Below are 22,836 nucleotides of genomic sequence, written 5' to 3' on the forward strand. Positions count from 1 at the left end.
CTCGGTTAAGTTCGGCGAACCCTTCCGTGGAGCTCGCCCATGCCTGCCTTTCAGGAATACTTCGACCCCAGCCACCAATTGGTCCGTGACAGCGTCCGACGCTTCGTCGAACGCGAGGTCCTGCCGGACATCGATCAGTGGGAAGAAGCCGAAAGCTTCCCCCGCGAGCTGTACCTGAAGGCCGGCGCGGCGGGCATCCTCGGCATTGGCTACCCGGAAACGCTGGGTGGCAGCCATGAAGGCGATCTGTTCGCCAAGGTCGCCGCCAGTGAGGAGTTGATGCGCTGTGGCTCTGGCGGGCTGGTAGCGGGGCTCGGCTCGCTGGATATCGGCCTGCCGCCGATCGTCAAATGGGCGCGTCCCGAGGTACGTGAGCGTGTTGTGCCCCAGGTGCTCAGTGGCGAGAAAATCAGCGCCCTGGCGGTTACCGAGTCGGGCGGCGGTTCCGACGTCGCCAACCTGCAAACCCGTGCCGTGCGTGACGGCGATTTCTATCGGGTCAGTGGCAGCAAAACCTTTATCACCAGTGGCGTGCGCGCGGATTTCTACACCGTCGCGGTGCGCACCGGTGCGCCGGGTTTCGGCGGCATCAGTCTGTTATTGATCGAGAAGGGCACGCCCGGTTTCACCGTGGGCCGGCAGTTGAAGAAAATGGGCTGGTGGGCGTCGGACACCGCCGAATTGTTCTTCGACGATTGCCGCGTGCCTGCAGGAAACCTGATCGGCGCCGAGAACATGGGCTTCGCCTGCATCATGGGCAACTTTCAGAGCGAACGACTGGCGCTGGCACTGATGGCCAACATGACCTCACAGCTTGCGCTGGAACAAAGCCTGAAATGGGCGCGCGAGCGTGAGGCGTTTGGCAAGCCGATCGGCAAGTTTCAAGTGATCAAACATCGCCTCGCCGAGATGGCCACGGCGCTGGAGGTCTCGCGGGAATTCACTTACCGGCAAGCGGCGAAGATGGCGGCGGGGCAGAGCGTGATCAAGGAGATTTCCATGGCCAAGAACTTTGCCACGGACACTTCGGACCGAATCACCACCGAAGCGGTGCAGATTCTTGGCGGGCTCGGTTATATGCGCGAGAGTCTGGTGGAACGGCTGTATCGGGATAACCGTATTCTGTCGATTGGCGGCGGGACTCGGGAGGTGATGAACGAGATCATCAGCAAGCAGATGGGGCTTTAAATAATTGGTGAAGCAACTGGCGTCATCGCTGGCAAGCCAGCTCCCACAGTGATTTCGGTCGTTCACAAATTTTGTGTACGCCAAAGACACCTGTGGGAGCTGGCTTGCCAGCGATGGCGTCAGTGAAATCGCCGCTTACTTATCAGTCAGGGCAAACTGCGTCAGGCAGAAAGTAGGGATACCCATGTCTTCCAGGCGCTGCGACCCACCCAGCTCCGGCAAGTCAATAATCGCCGCTGCCTCATGCACCCGCGCACCCATGCGGCGAATCAGGTTGGCCGCTGCGATCAGCGTGCCGCCCGTGGCGATCAAGTCATCGAACATCACCACCGAGTCGCCTTCACACAGGCTGTCGGCGTGCACTTCGAGGAACGCTTCGCCGTACTCGGTCGCGTAACCTTCGGCCAGCACGTCCGCCGGCAGCTTGCCCTGTTTGCGGAACAGTACCAGCGGCTTGTTCAACTGATAGGCCAGCACCGAGCCGATCAGAAAACCGCGCGCATCCATAGCACCGATGTGGGTGAAATCAGCTTCCACATAGCGGTGGGCGAAGCTGTCCATCACCAGACGCAGGGCCTTGGGCGATTGAAACAGCGGGGTGATGTCGCGAAAGATCACACCCGGTTTCGGGAAGTCGATCACTGGGCGGATAAGCGATTTGATGTCGAAGGAGTCGAAGACCATCGTCGAGGTGTCCTGGCAGGGCTGCAAACGGCGCAGTATACCCGCGGCTGAAACGCTTCGCTCAACCGCGGATCGACATTAACCTTCGAGCGAGCCACCGGCCAGCGCGCAGAGCTGGATCGGGTCGAGGATGTGAATCTCCTTGCCCTCGGCGGCGATCAGCTCGTTTTGCTGGAAGCGCGTGAACACGCGAGACACGGTTTCCACGGCCAGGCCGAGGTAGTTGCCGATTTCGTTACGCGACATTGCCAGACGGAACTGGTTGGCCGAGAAGCCGCGGGCGCGGAAGCGTGCGGACAGGTTGACCAGGAACGTGGCGATGCGCTCGTCGGCGGTTTTCTTCGACAGCAACAGCATCATTTGCTGGTCATCGCGGATTTCACGGCTCATCACGCGCATCAACTGGCGGCGCAACTGCGGCAGTTGCAGGGCCAGTTCGTCGAGGCGTTCAAAGGGGATTTCGCAGACCGAGGTGGTTTCCAGCGCCTGCGCCGACACCGGGTGTTTCTCGGTGTCCATGCCGGACAGACCGACCAGTTCGCTCGGCAGGTGGAAGCCGGTCAGTTGTTCTTCGCCGCTGTCGCTCAGGCTGAAGGTTTTCAGGGCGCCGGAGCGTACTGCATAAACGGAATCGAACGTGTCGCCCTGGCGGAACAGGAACTCGCCTTTTTTCAACGGGCGGCCGCGTTTAACGATTTCGTCCAGCGCATCCATGTCTTCCAGATTCAGAGAAAGTGGCAGGCAGAGAGGGGCCAGGCTGCAATCCTTGCAATGGGCCTGGTTGTGAGCGCGCAGTTTGACTGGCTCGGACATTTCTTAAATCCTTGTGGGAAAACACACATAAGCCGTAAGGGTAACCCACAGGAGGACATTCAGGCCAGTCCGTGGCGACTTTGTCCCACAGCCATAAAGCCGCAGCGCCAGCAGCCGATAAACAGGTATCAGAACGCATACAAGGAACGAATCGATGGCCTCGATTGGCACGCTGAGCCCCGGTAGCAGCGACGTTGCCGCATTGCCGGAGACGTTTAAAACTTCGTCCGGCAATGCACGCGACCCAGACTTGACCGAAGAGGCAACCCCGACCTTGGTCGAAGGCGTCAAAGTGTCGCTGTCCGGTGCATCGATTGAAAAATCCGCCAGTGTCGGTGGCGAAAACCGCGACATCGAAGACAGCGGATTGCCGGAGAACATCCAGCAATTGCTGAAAATGATTCGCAAGTTGCAAAAACAGATTGCCGAGAAAAAGGCGCTTATCGAAACGGTCATGGCCGACAAGCGCCTTTCCAACGAAGAAAAGATCATCAAGGTGGCCGCTCTGCGCGGCGCCATCGCCGCGTTGAATACGGGTCTGATCACCGCCAACCTGGCCTTGTCCAAAGTGGTGGGGCAGTCGGGCCTGACGGCGGATCAGAATATGAAGGTCGGTTCGCTGCTGATGAAAAACTAGATCACCCGCGAAAAACGCTGGCGGTTCTGCTGTTCCAGGTACGCATCGAACACCATGCACACCGAGCGCACCAGCAAACGTCCCGCCGGCAACACTTCAATCCGCTCACGATCGAGTTCGATCAGGCCATCGTTGGCCATGCCTTGCAGCTGCGGCCAAAGCGCGCCGAAATAGCCCTGAAAATCGATGTTGAACTGTTGCTCGATCTCGGCGAATTGGAGGCTGAAGTTGCAGATCAGTTGCTGGATCACCGCGCGGCGCAAGCGATCATCGGCGTTGCACAGCAAACCCCGGCTGGTCGCCAGTTGCGCGGCGGCCAGGGTGTTCTGGTACTCGTTGAGATCGCTGCTGTTCTGGCAGTACAGATCGCCGATCTGGCTGATCGCGGAAACCCCCAGACCAATCAGATCGCAATGGCCGTGAGTGGTGTAACCCTGGAAGTTGCGTTGCAGGGTTTCTTCTTCCTGAGCAATCGCCAACTCATCATCGGGCAGGGCGAAGTGATCCATGCCGATATAGCGATAGCCAGCGGCGGTGAGCTGTTCGATGGTGCGTTCGAGCATTTCCAGTTTCTGCGCGGGCGCCGGCAACTCATTGCCATTGATCCGCCGCTGCGGCATGAAGCGTTCCGGCAGGTGCGCATAGTTGAACACCGAGAGCCGGTCCGGTTGCAGGCTGATGACTTCCTCGACGGTGCGGGCGAAGTTTTCCGGGGTCTGCTTGGGTAGACCGTAGATCAGATCGATATTGATCGAGCGAAATTGCAGGGTGCGCGCGGCATCGATCACCGCACGGGTTTCTTCCAGGCTTTGCAGGCGATTGACCGCGCGCTGCACCGCCGGATCGAGGTCTTGCAGACCGATGCTGACCCGATTGAAACCGAGTTCGCGCAGCAGGCCCATGGTCGACCAGTCGGCTTCGCGCGGGTCGATCTCGATACCGTAATCGCCGGAGTCGTCATCCAGCAGATTGAAATGTTTGCGCAGGTGCGCCATCAACTGCCGCAGTTCGTCATGACTGAGAAAGGTCGGCGTGCCGCCGCCAAAGTGCAGTTGCTCGACTTTCTGGGCCGGGTCGAGATGACAGGCGATCAGCTGGATTTCCTGCTCCAGCCGCTGCAAGTAAGGCAGCGCGCGGCCGCGATCCTTGGTGATGACCTTGTTGCAGGCGCAGTAGTAGCAAATGTTCGCGCAGAACGGCACATGCACGTACAGCGACAGCGGGCGTAGAGCCTTGCGGCTGTCGCGCAGGGCATGGAACAGGTCAAAGGTGCCGACCTGACCGTGAAATTGCACGGCCGTCGGATAGGAGGTGTAGCGCGGCCCCGCCAGGTCGTAGCGGCGGATCAGATCAGAGTCCCAACGAATGGCGTCGAGCATGCGGGCATTCCCCCGGATAGGCTGGCAGTGTGGCGAGTCTATCGGGGGGCGGCTGAGGGCCTCTTGATTTGCATCAACAGCATAAGATCAAAAGATCGCAGCCTTCGGCAGCTCCTACCTTTGGAATGCGTTTCCCTGTAGGAGCAGCCGAAGGCTGCGATCTTTTGATCTTAATGGCCCATCAACCAATGTTGATGCGGCCCGGGCAATGTCCAGATGCCGAACAGGATCACCAGCAATCCACCGGCCATGCGCACGCTGCGTTTGCGCAAAATGGCGGTGACGCGTTCTGCCGCAAGCCCCGTGGCGAGCAGCACCGGCCAGGTGCCTAGGCCAAACGCAAGCATCAACAACGCACTGTCCAGCGCGTTGCCCTGACTCGCCGACCACAGCAACGTGCTGTAAACCAGTCCGCAGGGCAGCCAGCCCCACAGCGCACCCAGCAATAACGCGCGAGGCAAACTCGACACTGGCAACAAGCGATTGGCCACCGGCTGAATGTAGCGCCACAGACCGCGACCCAAACGTTCAATGCGCGTCAGCCCGCTCCACCAACCGGCCAGATACAAACCCATGGCAATCAGCAGCAACCCGGCCAGCACCCGCATGAACAGCGCCGCCGGACTGTTGGCCACTGCCCAGCCCGCCAAGCCGATCAGCAGTCCGGCCGTGGCATAGCTGAGAATTCGCCCAAGGTTGTACGCCAGCAGCAAACGAAAGCGTCGGCTGCGCTGTTCCTTGGGAATCGCCAGAGTCAGCGCGCCCATCAGACCGCCGCACATGCCCAGGCAATGACCGCCACCGAGCAGGCCGAGGATCAATGCCGAGACCAGCAATGGCGCCAGTTCAAGCATGAGGAGGCGCCTTGTCGTCCGGTTTGTTGGCGCGGGCTTCGTCCACCGCCGCGGTGTGGTTCGGATCCTGATCATCGAACAGGATGCTGTGCGCCGGGCCGTCGAGGTCGTCGTACTGACCGCTGTCCACCGCCCAGAAGAAGATGTACACGGCGATGGCCACGATCAGCAGGGCGGCCGGGATCATCACGTAGAGAGCTGGCATCTGTACTCCAGGCCCGCGCGGCTCAGGCCGGCAGCGGACGGGTTTGCGAGCGGGTGCTGGCGGGCGGCGGACTCGGCAGGCGAGTCAGGCGCAAAGCATTGAGCACCACGGTCAACGAACTGATCGACATGCCGACGGCGGCCCACACCGGAGTGATCCAGCCGAGCGCGGCGAACGGCAACATGAGGCCATTGTACAGTGCCGCCCACAGCAGGTTCTCGATGATCACCCGCCGCGTGCGCCGTGCCAGCGTAAAAGCCTGCACCAAGGCGTCGAGGCGATTGGACAGCAGCACCGCATCGGCGCTGGTTTTCGCCAGATCGGTGGCCGAGCCCATGGCCACGCTGATGTCAGCCGCCGCCAGTACTGGCACGTCATTGACGCCGTCGCCGAGCATCAGCACTTTACGGCCTTCCTTGTGCAGTTGCTGCAAGACTTGCAGCTTGTCGTCCGGACGCAAGCCGCCACGGGCCTCGTCGATACCGAGTTCGGCGGCGACGCTGGCGACCATCGGCGAGCTGTCGCCGGACAACAGCAAAGTGCGCCAGCCGCGTGCCTTGCAGGCGGCGAGCAGGGCGGGAGCGTCGTCACGCAAACGGTCGTCGAGGACGAACCACGCCAGCGGCCCTTGAGTGTCGCCGAGCAGCAGCCATTGACCCGCCTCGTCGGGCATTGCAGGCATAGCCGCGCCGCTGAGGGCGCAGACGAATTCTGCCTGGCCAATGCGCAAGCGCTGTCCGCCGACCAACCCTTCGAGGCCAAGCCCCGGCGTGCTGTGGACGTCTTCAGCGGCCAGCGGCGCACGGCCGAAGGCGCGGGCAATCGGGTGCTCCGAACGGTTTTCCAGAGCGGCGGCGAGGCTCAGGCATTGATCACTGTCGAGCGTCGCGAGTGGACGAATCGAGCGCAGCACCAACCGACCTTCGGTGAGCGTGCCGGTTTTGTCGAAGATCACCGTGTCGATCTGATTCAAACCTTCCAGCACGTGACCGCGAGTCAGCAGCAAACCGAGTTTGTGCAGGGTGCCAGTGGCGGCCGTCAGCGCGGTCGGCGTCGCCAGCGACAGCGCGCACGGGCAGGTCGCGACGAGCATGGCGAGGACGATCCAGAACGCGCGCGACGAATCCAGTTCCCACCACAACAGGCCAATGGCCGCTGCGGCGATCAGTGATAACAGCAGGAACCATTGCGCAGCGCGGTCGGCGATTTCCGCCAGGCGCGGTTTTTCCGCTTGGGCACGATCAAGCAGACGGACGATGGCCGACAGGCGTGTGTCTTGTCCGAGAGCCTGAACTTCCACGGTCAACGCGCCTTCGACGTTGAGCGTGCCGGCAGTGACCGTATCGCCCCGCGTCCGCGGTTGCGGCAGGTACTCGCCGGTGAGCAGCGATTCATCGATGCTCGACTGGCCGTCGATGATTTTGCCGTCGGCCGGGAGGATCGATCCGGCTTGCACCAGAATCTTGTCGCCCAGGCGCAATTCGCTAAGCAGGATGCGCTCGCTCTGGCCGTTGTTGTCCAGACGCAGACATGAAGCGGGCAACAGATTCACTAACTGAGCCGTGGCGGCGGCGGTGCGTTCGCGGGCGCGGCGCTCCAGATAACGCCCGGCGAGCAGGAACAGCGCAAACATGCCGACCGCATCGAAATACAACTCACCGACCCCGGTGATCGACGTCCAGATCCCGGCGATGTAAGCGCTGCCGATCGCCAGTGATACCGAGACATCCATGGTCAGGTGGCGCGTGCGCAGATCGCGCATCGCGCCTTTGAAGAACGGCGCGCAGCTGTAGAACACGATCGGCGTGGTCAGGAACAGCGCGACCCAGCGCAGGATCGTGTGCAGCTCGGGGCTGAGGTCGATGTTGAATTCCGGCCAAGTGGCCATGGTCGCCATCATTGCCTGGAACCACAGCAGTCCGGCCACGCCGAGCTGGCGCAGGGCCAGACGGTTTTCACTGGCCAGTTGTTCGCTGGCACGGTCGGCCTGATACGGATGGGCGGCGTAACCGATGTGGCGCAGTTCGGCGAGGATCTGGCTCAGCGGCAATTGCGCATCGGCCCAGCTCACGTGCAAGCGATGGTTGGACAGATTCAAGCGTGCTTCGGCCACGGCGGGCAGCGTGCGCAGGTGTTTCTCGATCAGCCAGCCGCACGCCGCGCAACTGATGCCTTCCATCAACAGCGTGGTTTCAGCCAGATCGCCTTCGTGACGGACGAAGGGTTGCTGGACATCGGCGCGGTCGTACAGTGCCAATTCGTCGGTCAGTTGCACTGGCAGCGCTTCCGGATTGGCTGAAGCTTCGCTGCGATGTTGGTAGTAGCTTTCCAGGCCGCCGGCGACGATGGCTTCGGCCACGGCCTGGCAACCCGGGCAGCAGAACTCGCGGGATTGCCCGAGCACGACGGCGGTGAAGCGGCTGCCGGACGGGACGGGCAGGGCGCAGTGGTAGCAGGGGATTGGGGTGGTCATGGCATCGTTGAGGGGGTAAGCCCTTGCATTGGGGTTGTCCGCTTGCCCTCACCCCAACTCTCTCCCGGAAGGAGAGGGAGCCGATCAGTGCGAGCCTGGATCTTCACTGTCATACACAAAACGTGCAAACGCTCGAGATCAGTTCCCTCTCCTGGGGGGGAGGGCTAGGGTGAGGGGGCTTTTGAAGTTGTTTACTTCTTCAGGTCTTCCGCACCTTGCAGCGGTTCATCACCGAGCAGCAGATCCTTGTCATGGCTGACCAGCTCTTCTTCGAACATGCGCCACACGTGATCATCCTGACTGCCGAGCAATTCGACAAAACGGCGACCTTCGACCTTGTCACCCAATTGACCGATGTAGCGGCCCGTTTCAGTCTCGCTGCGGGTCAGCACAATCTTGCGATCTTTCTCTGGTTGCGTCGGCGAAATCAGGTTCAGTTCCAGTGTCTTCGGCTGACTGTCACCGCTCAAACGCAGATCAACCTCACCAGTAACATCATCCAGATGCACCGCCGCACGCATCTTCAGATTCTGCGCCAACAGCTCACGGTCCAGCGAACGGTTGATGCCTTTGCCGGCCTCGTAATAGTTGTCGTTGACCAGGTTGTCCGGGTTGTTCACCGCGATGGTCACCATCGACAGGGTCAGGGTCACCGAGCAGGCCAGAATCCCGATGATGATCCATGGCCAAAGGTGCTTGTACCAAGGGCTTGCGGCGTTTGCTGCGGGCATGTTCAGTTCTCTCAACGGATTTGTGGGCCGATGAATCGGCTCTTGGCTTCAACGTGGACGCTGTCGTCATCGGCATCCTTGAGGATGAATTTCACCTCGTTGGTGCTCGATGGCAGTTGTTCCGGCGCGCTCGACAATTCGACCGGCATGCTGACGATATCGCCGGCCGCGACTTTGATCTCGCGCTTGCCTTGCAGGCGCAGATCCGGCAACCCGGCGGCTTCCAGCACATAAGTGTGATCGCGCTGGTCCTTGTTCATGATCTTCAGGCTGTAAACGTTTTCGATCCGGCCTTCAGCGTTTTCGCGGTACAGCACACGGTCCTTGCTGACATCGAAACCGACCAGTGAACGCATGACGAACGCGGTAACCAATAGGCTGATCATCGCCAGCAACACCACGGCATAGCCGATCAGGCGCGGGCGCAGTTTATGGGTTTTCTGCCCCGACAGGTTGTGTTCGGTGGTGTAGCTGATCAACCCACGCGGGTAGTCCATTTTGTCCATGATGCTGTCGCAGGCGTCGATGCACGCGGCGCAGCCGATGCACTCGATCTGCAGGCCGTCGCGGATGTCGATGCCGGTCGGGCAGACCTGCACGCACATGGTGCAATCGATGCAATCACCGAGACCCTGGGCCTTGTAGTCGACGCCTTTCTTGCGCGGGCCACGGCTTTCACCGCGACGCGGATCGTAGGAAACGATCAGCGTGTCCTTGTCGAACATCACGCTCTGGAAGCGCGCGTACGGACACATGTAAATGCACACTTGCTCGCGCAACCAGCCGGCGTTGCCGTAGGTGGCGAGGGTGAAGAAACCGACCCAGAAGTACGACCAGCCATCAGCCTGGCCGGTGAAGAATTCGAAAACCAGTTCGCGGATCGGTGAAAAATAACCGACAAAGGTCATGCCGGTGACAAAACCGATCAGCAGCCACAGCGAATGTTTGGCGACTTTGCGCAGGAATTTGTTGGCGCTCATCGGCGCCTTGTCGAGCTTGATGCGCTGGTTGCGGTCGCCTTCAGTGACTTTCTCGCACCACATGAAAATCCACGTCCACACACTTTGCGGGCAGGTATAACCACACCAGACACGGCCGGCATACACGGTAATGAAGAACAGGCCGAACGCGGCAATGATCAACAGGCCGGAAAGCAGGATGAAATCCTGCGGCCAGAAGGTGGCGCCGAAAATGAAGAATTTGCGCTCTGGCAAGTTCCACCATACGGCCTGATGGCCGCTCCAGTTCAGCCACACCGTACCGAAATACAGCAGGAACAAGGCAGCACCGCCCATCATCCGCAGATTACGGAACAGGCCGGTGAAGGCACGGGTGTAGATTTTTTCTCGAGAGGCGTAAAGGTCGACGCTGTTGTTCGCGTTTTTGCTCGGTGGTGTGACGTCGTGTACCGGAATCTGGTTGCTCATCATTGCATCCCACGGCAGTGGAAAAATGCCTCGGTCGATACGTGCCAACCAAGGTCAAAAAGGGCTGTTGCAGTGGCGCAATGATACGCCGGTCGCTCTGGCTCAAGGGTGCGACCTTTGGTCGCGTTGGGTAAAAAACCTGAATGGTGTAGCGAATGCAGCAAAGCCTGATGCAGGTCAATTGACTTGTTGAGTATGGACGGTTTTGGCCTGAGGGCTAATCCAGGGTTGCTCACCTCGCTGGGGCTCGCCATCATAAAAAAACCCCGTCAGTGATCTGGCGGGACTTTCACGATCAGTTATTGGCCGCGATCCATGGGTTGATCAGAGGAACGCCGCTCAGTTGAAAGTCCGAAACGTTACGGGTAACCAAGGTCAGTCCATGGACAAGTGCGGTGGCGGCAATCAAGGCGTCGCATTCATTGCTGCGATCAGGCACATGCAGCTGTGCGCATCGGGTCGCGACGACGGTATCGACCGAGAGGATTCTTCCCGAGAATGCGGGTTTGACATGACGCTCAAGCCAGTGGCGGAGCATCCCTCCTTGCGGTGGGTCGCGGCGTTCGATACGCAGAATGCCGATTTCCAGCTCCAGCACGGTGATAGCCGATAAATACAGGCTGGCCGGGGCGACGCTGTTTGCCCAGGTCACCACCTGTTTGTCGGCCTGGGGTTTTCGCAGTTCGGAAACCACGTTGGTATCAAGTAGAAACATCAAGACAGATCCACGCTACGAGGGCTGATGACGGCGCGCTCAGGTTCGAATTCGATGTCAGGCGCATTCGGCATGACCAGAAGATCGACGATGCTGGTCTGGCTGCCGGTCAGTTTCTGGTACTCCTCGATGCTCAGCAGTACATGAGCAGGCTTGCCACGATCGGTAATGATGACCGGACCCTGATGCGCGGCTTTTTTGGCAGCACTGGTGTCCTGATTGAACTCGCGGCTGGAAATGGTCGTGATGGCCATCATGTTTGGCCTCCAGATATTTGGGTGTAGAAACGTTACTACCTTGGAGTTTGCGCGGCAATCGAAAAGGTGGATTGCGGACGATCGGTTTATCACTGTCATAACGGCACCGTCGAAAGCGCCCCTGCCAAACCGCAGGGGCGCAGGGTATTGGGCAAATGTTCGCTGTGTTTTGCTGGCCTGTCTGTCAGGGCAATCGTCCGCCGCCGAGACCGTCCAGACCGCCCCCGTTACCTGGATGGCCCACGGTGTCTGCCGAAAGTGAGCGTGCGGGCGCCTCAGGCGTTTTTACCGGCGTCGCATCATGATCAGGGCGGGGCTGCAAACGTTTTGACAGTGTGCTTTCGTCATTCTTTGGCATGTAGGCTTCATCCTTGAAGGTTGACCCGATGCTGCTCATCGGGGTGGGAAAAACCTACAGGGGGCTGCTGTTCAGGTCTATTGGGCAAACGTTTCAAGTCATGAATGCCGGCATGAAAAAAGGCCCCGCCAATCAACATTGGCGGGGCCTTTTGTGCTTCAAGCGTTGGCCTTACTCGGCGTTCGCTTCCGGTGCTTTTTCACCGTGGGACAGGCTGTAAACATACGCCGCCAGCAGGTGAACCTTGTCGTTGCCTTGCAGTTGTTCCTGCGCCGGCATCTGGCCCTGGCGGCCGTAACGGATGGTCTGCTGCAGTTGCGCGAAGCTCGAACCGTAGATGAAAGCACCCGGGTGGGTCAGGTCAGGCGCGCCCATGGCGGGAGTGCCTTTGCCGGCCGGACCGTGGCAGGCCACGCAGTTGGCGGCGAACAGTTTGCCGCCGTTGGCCGGATCAGCCTTGGTGCCTTCCGGCAGTTTGCGGCCATCCAGGTTGGTCACGACAAACGCTGCCACGTCGGCAACGCCTTGCTCGCCAATCACTTCAGCCCAGGCCGGCATCACCGCGTGACGACCGCCCATGATCGTGGTCTTGATGGTTTCCGGCTCGCCACCCCAGCGCCAGTCGGCGTCGGTCAGGTTCGGGAAACCGTAAGCGCCCTTGGCGTCGGAACCGTGGCACACCGAGCAGTTGGAGGCGAACAGGCGGCCACCCATTTTCAGGGCTTGCGGATCTTTGGCGACTTCTTCGATTGGCATGGCAGCGAACTTGGCGAAGATCGGACCGAATTTGGCGTCCGAGCGAGCCATTTCCTTTTCCCACTCGTGCACGCCGGTCCAGCCGGTCTGGCCGTTGGCGAACGCGGTCTGCTTGTCGTTATCGAGGTAGTTGTAGCCCGGCAGCAGGCCTTTCCAGTTGCCCAGGCCCGGGTACAGCACTAGGTAACCCAAGGCAAAAATGATGGTGCCGACAAACAGCATGAACCACCATTTTGGCAGTGGGTTGTCGTACTCCTCGATCCCGTCGAAGGAGTGCCCGACCGTCTCGTCCGTCTGTTCGCTGCGCTGGCCCTTACGGGTCGACAGCAGCAGCCAGGTCAGGGAAAAGATCGTACCGAGACTGAGGACTGTGACGTACAGACTCCAGAATGTAGTCATTCTTTGTTACTCCTAGAAGCTTGCTCGACGTGCTTGATGGCTTCGGGATCATCCGCGAAAGGCAGCAAGGTCGCGTCTTCAAACTCCGACTTGCGCTTGGGGCTGAACACCCACAGCGCCAGACCGATGAAGGCCACCATCACAACAACGGTGCCCAGGCCACGAATCATCCCGATATCCATCTAATTCACCGTTTGCTTTTGATGATGGTGCCCAGGCCTTGCAGGTAGGCCACCAGCGCGTCCATTTCGGTTTTGCCCTTCACGGCATCCTGTGCACCGGCGATGTCTTCGTCGGTGTAAGGGACGCCAAGGGTGCGCAAAACCTCCATTTTCTTGGCGGTTTCCTTGCCGTCGAGCTTGTTTTCCACGAGGAACGGGTAAGCCGGCATTTTCGATTCAGGCACCACGTTGCGCGGGTTGTACAAGTGCGCACGTTGCCAGTCATCGGAGTAACGACCGCCCACGCGAGCAAGGTCTGGACCGGTACGCTTGGAACCCCACAGGAACGGGTGATCCCAGACGCTTTCACCGGCGACCGAGTAGTGGCCGTAGCGTTCGGTTTCAGCACGGAACGGACGGATCATCTGCGAGTGGCAGCCGACGCAACCGTTGGCGATGTAAACGTCGCGGCCTTCCAGTTCCAGCGCCGACCGCGGCTTCATGCCTTCGACCGGCTTGTTGGTGACGTCCTGGAAAAACAGCGGAACGATTTGGGTCAGGCCGCCAACGCTGACGGCGATGACCATGAAGAAGGCCAGCAGGCCAATATTCTTCTCGACAGCTTCATGCTTCATCAGTGAGCTCCAACGACAGCGATCTGGGCAGCGGCTTCAGCTTCAACCGGGTTCGAGGCGCGCACGGTGCGCCACACGTTGTAAGCCATCAGGAACATGCCGCTGGCGAAGAATGCACCGCCCAGCGCACGAACGATGTAGCCCGGGTGGCTGGCTTGCAGCGCCTCAACGAACGAGTAGGTGAGGGTGCCGTCATCGTTGATTGCACGCCACATCAGGCCCTGAGTGATGCCGTTGACCCACATCGACGCGATGTACAGCACGGTGCCGATGGTCGCGAGCCAGAAGTGTGCGTTGATCAGACCGACACTGTGCATCTGCGCCCGGCCGAACAGTTTCGGGATCATGTGGTAGATCGCGCCGATCGAAATCATTGCCACCCAACCGAGAGCGCCGGCGTGTACGTGGCCGATGGTCCAGTCGGTGTAGTGCGAGAGCGAGTTGACGGTCTTGATCGCCATCATCGGACCTTCGAAGGTCGACATGCCGTAGAACGCCAGCGAGACCACGAGGAAGCGCAGGATCGGGTCGGTGCGCAGCTTATGCCAGGCGCCCGACAGGGTCATCATGCCGTTGATCATGCCGCCCCAGCTTGGCGCCAGGAGGATGATCGACATCGCCATGCCCAGCGATTGTGCCCAATCCGGCAGGGCGGTGTAGTGCAAGTGGTGCGGGCCGGCCCAGATGTACAGGGTGATCAGTGCCCAGAAGTGCACGATCGACAGGCGATACGAGTAGATCGGACGTTCGGCCTGTTTCGGCACGAAGTAGTACATCATCCCGAGGAAACCGGTGGTGAGGAAGAAGCCTACGGCGTTGTGGCCGTACCACCACTGGATCATCGCATCGGTCGCGCCCGAGTAGGCGGAGTAGGACTTGAACAGGTTCACCGGCAGCGACATGTGGTTGACGATGTGCAGCATCGCCGTGACCACGATGAACGCACCGTAGAACCAGTTACCCACGTAGATGTGCTTGGTTTTGCGCTTGGTGATGGTGCCGAAGAACACCAGACCGTAGGTGACCCAGACAATGGCCAGCAAAATGGCGATCGGCCATTCCAGTTCCGCGTATTCCTTGGTGGTGGTGTAACCCAGCGGCAAGGTAATGATTGCGCCGACGATCACCGCTTGCCAGCCCCAGAAGGTGAAGGCGGCGAGGCTGTCGGAGATCAGTCGCGTCTGGCAGGTTCGCTGCACGACATAGTAGGAAGTGGCAAATAGTGCACAACCACCGAAGGCGAAAATCACCAGGTTTGTGTGCAACGGGCGCAGGCGTCCAAAGCTCGTCCACGGCAGACCGAAGTTCAATTCCGGCCAGACCAGTTGCGAGGCGATGAAGACACCGAGCCCCATGCCAAGGATCCCCCAGACCACCGTCATGATGGCGAACTGGCGGACTACCTTATAGTTATAAGCAGTCGGACTGATTGCTGTGCTCATTCTAAGGTTCCACGGTTTGGGTGTTTTATTAGGATTAAAATCGGCCGCAAGTATGCAGAGAGCAGGGGGTCATTGCAACGCGCCATGACCTGGGTCAATGCTTTCCAACGCTGATTCTGCGGCCTTTCCATGCGCCGCGTAAGGACAAAATCGGCCTCGGACAAAATGTCGCAGCGGACGAAAAAAGCGAGGGGTTCAGGTCGCTTGTAACGGGGTGTGTTCAAACGCTCGGTTCGGGTGACGGACGGTGAATGGCACGACAGCCGGTATCTACCGGCGTTTGCGGCCACATCAGTCAGCCGGTTCGCGGAACACAGCAGTCAGCGTTGACCTGGAACCGGCACAAGCCAGTCCGCATCGAGCAAGCGTAGACCCGAATCAGAGGAACCGAAAGGAGAGGGTGCGAAGGGGTGCGACAATGCGTCGCAAAGGGGCTGGATGCTGCCGCACCGAGAATGGTGCGGCAGAGGTGTACGCAATGACTACTTATTGTTGTCTTCAGTAATAAGTTTTTCTGTATTCAATCCGTGCGACAAGCTGTACACATAAGCGGCCAGCAATTGCACTTTATCGTTACCCAACAGTTCGTTCTGCGCCGGCATGTGGCCCTGGCGACCATGGCGAATGGTCTGCTCGAGTTGAGTCAGGCTGGTGCCATAGATAAACCCGGCCGGGTGCGTCAGATTCGGCGCACCCATGGCTTCAGTGCCGTGGCCGGTTGCCCCATGACAGGCTACGCAGGTGGTACTGAACGCTTGCTGTCCGGCTTGCAGGTCGGCCTTGCTGTCGGCGGGCAATGGCAGACCGGCCAGTTCATGACGCACGTAAGCGGCCACGTTTTTCACCCCGGCCTCGCCCAACACTTCGCCCCATGCTGGCATCGCCGCCATCCGGCCACCCATGATAGTGGTCTTGATGGTCTCGGCATCGCCGCCCCAGCGCCAGTCACTGTCGGCGAGGTTCGGGAAACCGAACGCACCTTTGGCGTCGGAGCCGTGGCACACCGAGCAGTTGGAGGCGAACAAGCGGCCACCCATTTTCAGCGCCTGCGGATCCTTCGCCACTTCTTCCACCGGCATGGCGGCGAACTTGGCGAAAATCGGCCCGAACCTGGCGTCGGCCTTGTTCATTTCCTTTTCCCACTCGTGCACGCCGGTCCAGCCATCCTCGTAACCCGGCAGGATGCCTTTCCAGTTGCCCAGGCCCGGATAGAGGATCAGATAACCCACGGAAAACACCAGCGTGCCGGCGAACAGCATGAACCACCACTGTGGCAGCGGGTTGTCGTACTCCTCGATGCCGTCGAAGCTGTGGCCCATGGTCTGGTCGACGCTGCCCTTGGTCTCGCCCCGGCGGGTGCCGATCAGCAGCCACGTCAGGCCGATCAGGCTGCCGATGGTCAGTACGCAGATCCACGTACTCCAGAAGGTGGTCATGGCCGGGTACTCCTTGTCTCATTTGCTTGGGTTGTTTCGGCTTGCGGTTCGTCGGCGAACGGCAGCAGACGTGCTTCGGCAAACTCCGGGGTGCGCTTGCGGTTGAACACCCAAAGCGTCAAACCAACGAAGGCGACGAACACCACGACCGTGCCGAGGCCGCGAATCAGGCCTGCACTCATTTCAATGACCATGGCTCACCTCTTGCTCTTGATCGCAGTGCCGAGCACTTGCAGGTAGGAGACGAGGGCGTCCATTTCGGTCTTGCCCTTGAGGCTGGCCACCGCGCCGCTGATGTCGTCGTCGGTGTACGGCACGCCGAGGGTGCGCATGACTTTGAGCTTGGTTTCGGTGTGGCTGCTGTCGACCGCCTGCGTGACCAGCCATGGGTAGGCCGGCATTTTCGATTCCGGTACGACGTTGCGCGGGTTGTACAAGTGCGCGCGGTGCCAGTCATCCGAGTAGCGCGCGCCGACCCGGGCGAGGTCCGGACCGGTACGTTTCGAACCCCAGAGGAATGGGTGATCCCAAACGCTTTCGCCCGCTACCGAGTAGTGCCCGTAGCGCTCGGTTTCGGCGCGGAACGGGCGGATCATCTGCGAGTGACAGCCGACGCAGCCTTCGCGGATATAGATGTCGCGGCCTTCCAGTTGCAGCGCGGTGTAGGGCTTCATGCCTTCCACCGGTTTGTTGGTGACGTCCTGGAAGAACAGCGGGACGATCTGGGTCAGGCCGCCGATGCTCACGGCAAAGACCATGAGCAACATCAACAGGCCGACGTTCTTTTCAATCGTTTCGTGTTTCATGGCGAACTCCTCAGGCCATCTGCGCGGCGGCAACGACGTCAGCAGGCTGCGAGGCCCGCACGGTGCGCCAGGTGTTGTAAGCCATCAGGAACATGCCGCTGAGGAAGATCGCCCCACCAATCAGCCGCACGACGAAGCCTGGGTGGCTGGCCACCAGGGTTTCGACGAAGGAGTAGGTCAGCGTGCCGTCCTCGTTGACTGCGCGCCACATCAGGCCCTGGGCGATGCCGTTGACCCACATCGAGGCGATGTAGAGCACGGTGCCGATGGTTGCGAGCCAGAAGTGCGCGTTGATCAGGCCGACGCTGTGCATCTGCGCCTTGCCGAAGATTTTCGGGATCATGTGGTACAGCGCACCGATGGAAATCATCGCCACCCAGCCGAGGGCGCCAGCGTGGACGTGGCCGATGGTCCAGTCGGTGTAGTGGGAGAGGGCGTTTACAGTCTTGATCGCCATCATCGGACCTTCGAAGGTCGACATGCCGTAGAACGCCAGCGACACCACGAGGAAGCGCAGGATCGGGTCGCTGCGCAACTTATGCCAGGCGCCCGAGAGGGTCATCATGCCGTTGATCATGCCGCCCCAGCTCGGCGCCAGCAGAATCAGCGACATCACCATGCCCAGCGACTGTGCCCAGTCCGGCAGTGCGGTGTAGTGCAAGTGGTGCGGGCCGGCCCAGATGTACAGGGTGATCAAGGCCCAGAAGTGCACGATCGACAGGCGATACGAATACACCGGACGTTCGGCCTGTTTCGGCACGAAGTAGTACATCATCCCGAGAAAACCGGCGGTGAGGAAAAAGCCTACGGCGTTGTGGCCGTACCACCATTGCACCATCGCGTCGGTTGCACCGGCGTACACCGAGTAGGACTTGGTGAAACTCACCGGCAACTCAAGGTTGTTGACGATGTGCAGAATCGCCACGGTGATGATGAACGCGCCGAAGAACCAGTTGCCCACATAAATGTGCTTGGTCTTGCGCTGCATGATCGTGCCGAAGAACACGATGGCGTAGGCGACCCAGACGATGGTGATCAGGATGTCGATCGGCCATTCCAGCTCGGCGTATTCCTTGGAGCTGGTGTAACCCAGTGGCAGGCTGATCGCCGCCAGCAGGATCACCAGTTGCCAGCCCCAGAAGCAGAACGCGGCGATTTTTGGTGCAAACAACTGGGTTTGGCAGGTGCGTTGCACCGAGTAGAACGAACTGGCGAACAGCGCACAGCCACCGAACGCGAAGATCACCGCGTTGGTGTGCAGCGGGCGCAGACGGCCGAAACTGGTCCAGGGCAAATTGAAGTTGAGTTCGGGCCAGACCAATTGGGCCGCGAGAAAAACCCCGAGCCCCATGCCGACGATGCCCCACACCACCGTCATAATGGCGAATTGGCGGACCACCTTGTAGTTGTAGGCGGTACTGATAGAAGTGTTCATGGTTCCCCATCCACGGTTCAGCCGAAGTGAGCGCGCGCAAGACACGCGGCGAATCCTTCGTCTGGAGTTATAGGCAGACTAAAAGCGAGGCAAGCATGGACAAACAGCACAAGGCCAGTATTGACGGGGATCAATGGGCGCAGTGCGTGCTCGATCATGGATGGCTTTGGAACGCCGCCAGTGGTGAGGCTTCAGCGACGTTGATCCTTGCCCACGGTGCTGGTGCGCCGATGGATAGCGAGTGGATGAACGATATGGCTCGGCGCCTTGCCGGGCTTGGGGTGAATGTGTTGCGGTTTGAGTTTCCGTATATGGCGCAGCGGCGGGTGGATGGGGTGAAGCGGCCGCCGAATCCTGCGGGGAAATCGCAGGAATGTTGGCGTGAGGTGTATGCCGAGGTGCGGCGTCATGTCACTGGGGTTTTGGCCATTGGCGGGAAGTCCATGGGTGGGCGGATGGCGAGTCTTTTGGCTGACGAATTGGGTGCCGATGCGGTGGTGTGTCTGGGCTATCCGTTTTATGCGGTGGGGAAGCCGGAGAAGCCTCGGGTTGAGCATTTGGCTTCTTTGCAGGCGCGGACGTTGATTGTGCAGGGGGAGCGGGATGCGCTGGGCAATCGGGAGGCGGTTGAGGCTTATACCTTGTCACCGAGTATTGAGGTGGCGTGGCTCGCGGCCGGGGATCATGACCTCAAGCCATTAAAGGTTTCCGGGTTTACCCATGAGCAGCATTTGGCCAGCGCCGCGCAGAAAGTGTCCGTGTTTCTCAGCAAGTGACCGAGCCGGGCTGAGATTTTGAACTGCATGAAGATCTGCTCCCTTTCCCCTCGCCCCCATGGGGGAGAGGGCTGGGGTGAGGGGGATCGATTTCAGCTACGACATATCTTTTGGGTAGATATCCATTGCTGCGGTAACGGCCACTTAGGGTTCCGCCCTTACGGCGGGTCACCTTTTCCAAACGCCGAAAAGGTAACCCAAAAGGCTTGCTCCTACGTCCGGCCCGCTCGCTAAAGCTCGGGGTTCCTTCGCTCCGGGATCGATCCGGGCGCAGCGCCTACGGTTTGCTTCGCTGCACCTCCTCTCGCTGTGTTTGGCTGCGCCAAACGGTCGCTGCGCTCCCACGCCCGGATCAATCCCTCCACTCAGCCTTCCGACGTCGCCTGTGGATCAAGATCAAAAGCAGGCGAGCTGACACTCGGCCTATTGAGTGGTTAAGGGCCCAGCGGTGTTCGGCTGTTAATTTGTGTTGTGACTGCCCCTCATCGGAACGCCGCCCGCCCAGCCCTCTCCCGAGGGAGAGGGAGCCGATTTGTGAGCTTTTCAAAGCCTGAGTTCAACGCGCTATTGCACGTCGGCGTACCTCTCCCAAACACCTCGATCAGTCCCCTCTCCCTCTGGGAGAGGGCTAGGGTGAGGGGCGATTTCGCTGACACGATAAAAAACTGGAAGCCCTCACTACCCAGCATTTCCTGTGCGTAAACATGATTCCGTTAGCGTGTTTAAAGTACACAGCCCGTTACGCCATGGGGCCTACAACACCTTGCGCCGTTACCTACGCGTACGCCAGAATCCGCCTGCTTACGCGGCTATGAGGTGGGTTGTATCGTGTCCCTGTCACTGAAAAGCAGTGATCGGGTTTGGTAGCCCGCTTCGAAACCGTATGGCGTCACCGTATGCAGTCCCTTTTTGGGGGCTCAGATTTTTATGGTGGGCATGCGTGGGGCTCATTCGTGAGCGCCGGGTTTCCCGTTTCGACCGGTCTACCAACCCACGTATGGCCACCACCCACTCGTTTGGTAGCGAGGGTGATGGCTCCTAATATTCGAAACTGGAGTTACACCTATGTTCAAAATCACACCAAACCCGCCCGTTACCGATCCAATCCCACACGACCCCGCGATTAGCCCGCAAAAGATCAAAGAAGCAACCGACCGCGCCCTCGACTACTACCTCCGACCCGAAGCCCTGGGTGCTCCGCCAAGCTCGCCCAAGTTTCGCCCGGTCTATCTCGTCGACCCCACGCTGGATGACGAAACGCTGCTGGTCGAGGCGAGCGAGTCGCTTTCATACGCCCATGCCATGGCCGGAAACATCGCCAACTCAATCGGCGGCCCGGAGCGCAAACCGCTGCTGGCGCTGCAACAGGTGATCATGCTCAACGAGCTGTTGGTCAATCGGCTGCTGGATAAATTGAAGCTGCCTCAGTAGTTATGGGGCCAGCCCTCACCCTAACCCTCTCCCAGAGGTAGAGGGGACTGACCGAGGTGAATGTGCGAGGTACATCGACTTGAGATTCCGAGTCGAACTCAAATTCTGAAATGCACAGAGATCGACTCCCTTTCCCCCTCGCCCCTTGGGGGCGGTCCGACGTTTCGGGAGGGCTGGGGTGAGGGGGAAATGTTCACTGACACAACAAAAAACCCGGAAGCTCTCGCTCTCCGGGTTTTTTGTTATCGCCAGTTCAATCAGCGGTTAAACCGCTCCACCAACGAGTACTGCGTATTCGCCGTCTTCGTCAGCTCTTCACTCAACAACGCCGAGTTATGCGCTTGCTCGGAAGTCTGATCCGCCAGCTCCGAAATATTGCTGATGTTGCGGCTGATCTCTTCAGCCACCGCACTTTGCTCTTCGGTCGCGGCAGCGATTTGCGTGGTCATGTCGGTGATATTAGCCACCGCTTCACTGATCCCGACCAGCGCCTGATCCGCCTCCAGCACCCGCGCCACACCTTCTTCCGCCTGGCGATGCCCGGCTTCCATGGTTTGCACGGCGCTGGACGCCGTTTGCTGCAACTTGGCGATCAGGGCGTGAATCTGCCCGGTCGATTCGCTGGTGCGTTGCGCCAGTTGGCGAACTTCATCGGCCACTACCGCGAAACCACGGCCCATCTCACCGGCACGCGCTGCTTCAATCGCAGCGTTCAGTGCCAGCAGGTTGGTCTGATCGGCGATGCCTTTGATCACATCCACCACACCGCCGATTTCGTCGCTGTCCTTGGCCAGTTGGGTGACGGTCAAACCGGTTTCCCCAACAACTACGGACAGACGCTGAATGGCTTCGCGGGTTTCCCCGGCGATGTCACGACCGCGACCGGTCAGGCGATTGGCTTCCTGTGTCGCGTCAGCGGTGCGCTGTACGTGGCTCGCCACTTCCTGAGTAGTGGCGGCCATCTGGTTGACGGCGGTGGCGACCTGTTCGGTTTCCACGCGCTGACGTTCCAGACCGGTGGAGCTGTTGTGCGCCAGGGCGTCGGACTGCTTGGCCTGATCGGTCAGGTGTTCGGCGGTGTCCTGCAGGCGGGTCAGGCAGGTTTTCAGGCGTGCTTCCTGGCTGAGGATCGACATTTCCAGACGTGCCTGCGCGCCACGGCTGTCGGTGTACATCTGTGCGATCAACGGGTCGGAAGTGGTCTGCTCGGCCAGACGCAGCAGGCGTTTGAGCCCGCGTTGCTGCCATTGCAGGCCCATCAGGCCCAATGGCACCGACAGACCGGCGGCGAGGGCAAAACCCCACTGCGAGTTCAGGGTCGCGCCGATTATGAAACTCAACTGGCTGACCAGAATGAACGGCAGCCAGTCCTGCAACACCGGCAGCCATTTATCAGTGGAAGGGATCGCCGACTTGCCCTGGTTGATGCGTTGGTAGAGCGCTTCGGCACGGCGGATCTGTTCGGCAGTGGGTTTGACCCGCACTGACTCGTAACCGACCACCTGATTGCCGTCGAACACCGGTGTGACATAGGCGTTAACCCAGTAATGGTCACCGGTCTTGCAGCGATTCTTGACAATGCCCATCCATGGCAAGCCTTGTTTCAGTGTGCCCCACATGTGCGAAAACACCGCAGCCGGGACGTCGGGGTGACGGACCAGGTTGTGCGGCGCACGGATCAGTTCCTCACGCGAAAACCCGCTGATTTCGACGAAAGCGTCGTTGCAGTAGGTGATCACGCCCTTGGCGTCGGTTGTGGAAATCAACCGCTGCTGAGCCGGGAAAGTCCGTTCGCGTTGTGTAATGGGCTGGTTATTACGCATGGTTTTTCAATCCGC

General features: G+C 59.9%; 23 protein-coding genes. 4 read left to right on the top strand and 19 right to left on the bottom strand.

Features of this window, described 5'->3' with window-relative positions; translation table 11 throughout:
* Window positions 1-39 precede the first annotated feature (39 nt).
* The gene (locus tag U6037_RS09225; protein WP_322846505.1) at window positions 40-1,188 is read left to right on the top strand and encodes an acyl-CoA dehydrogenase family protein; all 1,149 of its coding nucleotides are present in this window, start codon (window positions 40-42) and stop codon (window positions 1,186-1,188) included.
* Between the two features lie 135 nt (window positions 1,189-1,323).
* Here the strand turns inward: U6037_RS09225 and U6037_RS09230 are convergent, their stop codons facing one another.
* Both U6037_RS09230 and fnr read right to left on the bottom strand, forming a co-directional pair.
* A complete protein-coding gene (locus U6037_RS09230) occupies window positions 1,324-1,872 on the bottom strand; it encodes an adenine phosphoribosyltransferase (protein WP_003223345.1) in 549 nt (182 codons plus the stop codon).
* A 78-nt stretch (window positions 1,873-1,950) separates the two neighbouring features.
* Window positions 1,951-2,685, bottom strand: a complete 735-nt coding sequence (fnr, locus tag U6037_RS09235; RefSeq protein WP_141129035.1) for a fumarate/nitrate reduction transcriptional regulator Fnr — start codon at window positions 2,683-2,685, stop codon at window positions 1,951-1,953.
* A 154-nt stretch (window positions 2,686-2,839) separates the two neighbouring features.
* Between fnr and U6037_RS09240 the strand changes: the two genes are divergently transcribed.
* Window positions 2,840-3,322: a hypothetical protein gene (locus U6037_RS09240; protein ID WP_322846506.1), complete on the top strand. Its 483-nt coding sequence runs from the start codon at window positions 2,840-2,842 to the stop codon at window positions 3,320-3,322.
* Here U6037_RS09240 and hemN read toward each other — a convergent pair.
* From hemN to ccoN (U6037_RS09320), 16 genes are all read right to left on the bottom strand, one after another.
* Window positions 3,319-4,701, bottom strand: coding sequence for an oxygen-independent coproporphyrinogen III oxidase (gene hemN, locus U6037_RS09245; RefSeq protein ID WP_322846507.1), 1,383 nt, complete (start codon window positions 4,699-4,701; stop codon window positions 3,319-3,321). The two genes, U6037_RS09240 and hemN, sit on opposite strands and share 4 nt — an antisense overlap.
* A gap of 170 nt (window positions 4,702-4,871) precedes the next feature.
* Complete coding sequence (locus U6037_RS09250; RefSeq protein ID WP_322846508.1) at window positions 4,872-5,555, bottom strand: sulfite exporter TauE/SafE family protein; 684 nt, start codon at window positions 5,553-5,555, stop codon at window positions 4,872-4,874.
* Window positions 5,548-5,760 carry a cbb3-type cytochrome oxidase assembly protein CcoS gene (ccoS, locus tag U6037_RS09255; protein WP_322846509.1) on the bottom strand — a complete coding sequence of 71 codons (213 nt, stop codon included), beginning with the start codon at window positions 5,758-5,760 and terminating at the stop codon, window positions 5,548-5,550. The genes U6037_RS09250 and ccoS overlap by 8 nt, the downstream gene beginning before the upstream one ends.
* Before the next feature lie 22 nt (window positions 5,761-5,782).
* Window positions 5,783-8,233, bottom strand: a complete 2,451-nt coding sequence (locus U6037_RS09260) for a heavy metal translocating P-type ATPase (protein ID WP_322846510.1) — start codon at window positions 8,231-8,233, stop codon at window positions 5,783-5,785.
* Window positions 8,234-8,424: 191 nt separating this feature from the next.
* Complete coding sequence (locus tag U6037_RS09265; RefSeq protein ID WP_242209532.1) at window positions 8,425-8,964, bottom strand: FixH family protein; 540 nt, start codon at window positions 8,962-8,964, stop codon at window positions 8,425-8,427.
* 11 nt (window positions 8,965-8,975) lie between these two features.
* On the bottom strand, window positions 8,976-10,391 hold the full coding sequence (ccoG, locus tag U6037_RS09270; RefSeq protein WP_322846511.1) for a cytochrome c oxidase accessory protein CcoG: 1,416 nt from the start codon (window positions 10,389-10,391) through the stop codon (window positions 8,976-8,978).
* A gap of 295 nt (window positions 10,392-10,686) precedes the next feature.
* Window positions 10,687-11,106, bottom strand: a complete 420-nt coding sequence (locus U6037_RS09275) for a type II toxin-antitoxin system VapC family toxin (RefSeq protein WP_322846512.1) — start codon at window positions 11,104-11,106, stop codon at window positions 10,687-10,689.
* Complete coding sequence (locus tag U6037_RS09280; RefSeq protein ID WP_322847300.1) at window positions 11,106-11,360, bottom strand: type II toxin-antitoxin system Phd/YefM family antitoxin; 255 nt, start codon at window positions 11,358-11,360, stop codon at window positions 11,106-11,108. The genes U6037_RS09275 and U6037_RS09280 overlap by 1 nt, the downstream gene beginning before the upstream one ends.
* 532 nt (window positions 11,361-11,892) lie before the next feature.
* Entirely contained in the window at window positions 11,893-12,876 is a 984-nt protein-coding gene (gene ccoP / locus U6037_RS09285) for a cytochrome-c oxidase, cbb3-type subunit III (protein ID WP_093431872.1), read from the bottom strand.
* The gene (locus tag U6037_RS09290) at window positions 12,873-13,058 is read right to left on the bottom strand and encodes a CcoQ/FixQ family Cbb3-type cytochrome c oxidase assembly chaperone (protein WP_003175465.1); all 186 of its coding nucleotides are present in this window, start codon (window positions 13,056-13,058) and stop codon (window positions 12,873-12,875) included. Before U6037_RS09290 ends, ccoP (U6037_RS09285) begins: the two co-directional genes overlap by 4 nt.
* 5 nt (window positions 13,059-13,063) lie before the next feature.
* Window positions 13,064-13,672, bottom strand: coding sequence for a cytochrome-c oxidase, cbb3-type subunit II (gene ccoO / locus U6037_RS09295; protein ID WP_007917161.1), 609 nt, complete (start codon window positions 13,670-13,672; stop codon window positions 13,064-13,066).
* Window positions 13,672-15,114, bottom strand: a complete 1,443-nt coding sequence (gene ccoN, locus U6037_RS09300) for a cytochrome-c oxidase, cbb3-type subunit I (RefSeq protein WP_322846513.1) — start codon at window positions 15,112-15,114, stop codon at window positions 13,672-13,674. The genes ccoO (U6037_RS09295) and ccoN (U6037_RS09300) overlap by 1 nt, the downstream gene beginning before the upstream one ends.
* 482 nt (window positions 15,115-15,596) lie before the next feature.
* Complete coding sequence (ccoP, locus tag U6037_RS09305; RefSeq protein WP_322846514.1) at window positions 15,597-16,550, bottom strand: cytochrome-c oxidase, cbb3-type subunit III; 954 nt, start codon at window positions 16,548-16,550, stop codon at window positions 15,597-15,599.
* Window positions 16,547-16,744 (bottom strand): cbb3-type cytochrome oxidase subunit 3, encoded by a 198-nt coding sequence (locus U6037_RS09310; RefSeq protein ID WP_008082033.1) that lies wholly within the window; start codon window positions 16,742-16,744, stop codon window positions 16,547-16,549. Before U6037_RS09310 ends, ccoP (U6037_RS09305) begins: the two co-directional genes overlap by 4 nt.
* A 3-nt stretch (window positions 16,745-16,747) precedes the next feature.
* Window positions 16,748-17,356 carry a cytochrome-c oxidase, cbb3-type subunit II gene (ccoO, locus tag U6037_RS09315; RefSeq protein WP_008082031.1) on the bottom strand — a complete coding sequence of 203 codons (609 nt, stop codon included), beginning with the start codon at window positions 17,354-17,356 and terminating at the stop codon, window positions 16,748-16,750.
* Window positions 17,357-17,366: 10 nt separating this feature from the next.
* The gene (gene ccoN, locus U6037_RS09320) at window positions 17,367-18,791 is read right to left on the bottom strand and encodes a cytochrome-c oxidase, cbb3-type subunit I (protein WP_008082029.1); all 1,425 of its coding nucleotides are present in this window, start codon (window positions 18,789-18,791) and stop codon (window positions 17,367-17,369) included.
* Between the two features lie 95 nt (window positions 18,792-18,886).
* Here ccoN (U6037_RS09320) and U6037_RS09325 point away from each other — a divergent pair, with 95 nt between their 5' ends.
* Window positions 18,887-19,567 carry an alpha/beta family hydrolase gene (locus tag U6037_RS09325; protein WP_322846515.1) on the top strand — a complete coding sequence of 227 codons (681 nt, stop codon included), beginning with the start codon at window positions 18,887-18,889 and terminating at the stop codon, window positions 19,565-19,567.
* A 1,065-nt stretch (window positions 19,568-20,632) separates the two neighbouring features.
* On the top strand, window positions 20,633-20,998 hold the full coding sequence (locus tag U6037_RS09330) for a DUF6124 family protein (RefSeq protein ID WP_134174955.1): 366 nt from the start codon (window positions 20,633-20,635) through the stop codon (window positions 20,996-20,998).
* 257 nt (window positions 20,999-21,255) lie between these two features.
* Here the strand turns inward: U6037_RS09330 and U6037_RS09335 are convergent, their stop codons facing one another.
* Window positions 21,256-22,821 carry a PAS domain-containing methyl-accepting chemotaxis protein gene (locus tag U6037_RS09335; protein ID WP_322846516.1) on the bottom strand — a complete coding sequence of 522 codons (1,566 nt, stop codon included), beginning with the start codon at window positions 22,819-22,821 and terminating at the stop codon, window positions 21,256-21,258.
* Window positions 22,822-22,836: the final 15 nt, after the last annotated feature.

This window comes from Pseudomonas sp. B33.4, from assembly GCF_034555375.1.
Taxonomy (GTDB): domain Bacteria; phylum Pseudomonadota; class Gammaproteobacteria; order Pseudomonadales; family Pseudomonadaceae; genus Aquipseudomonas.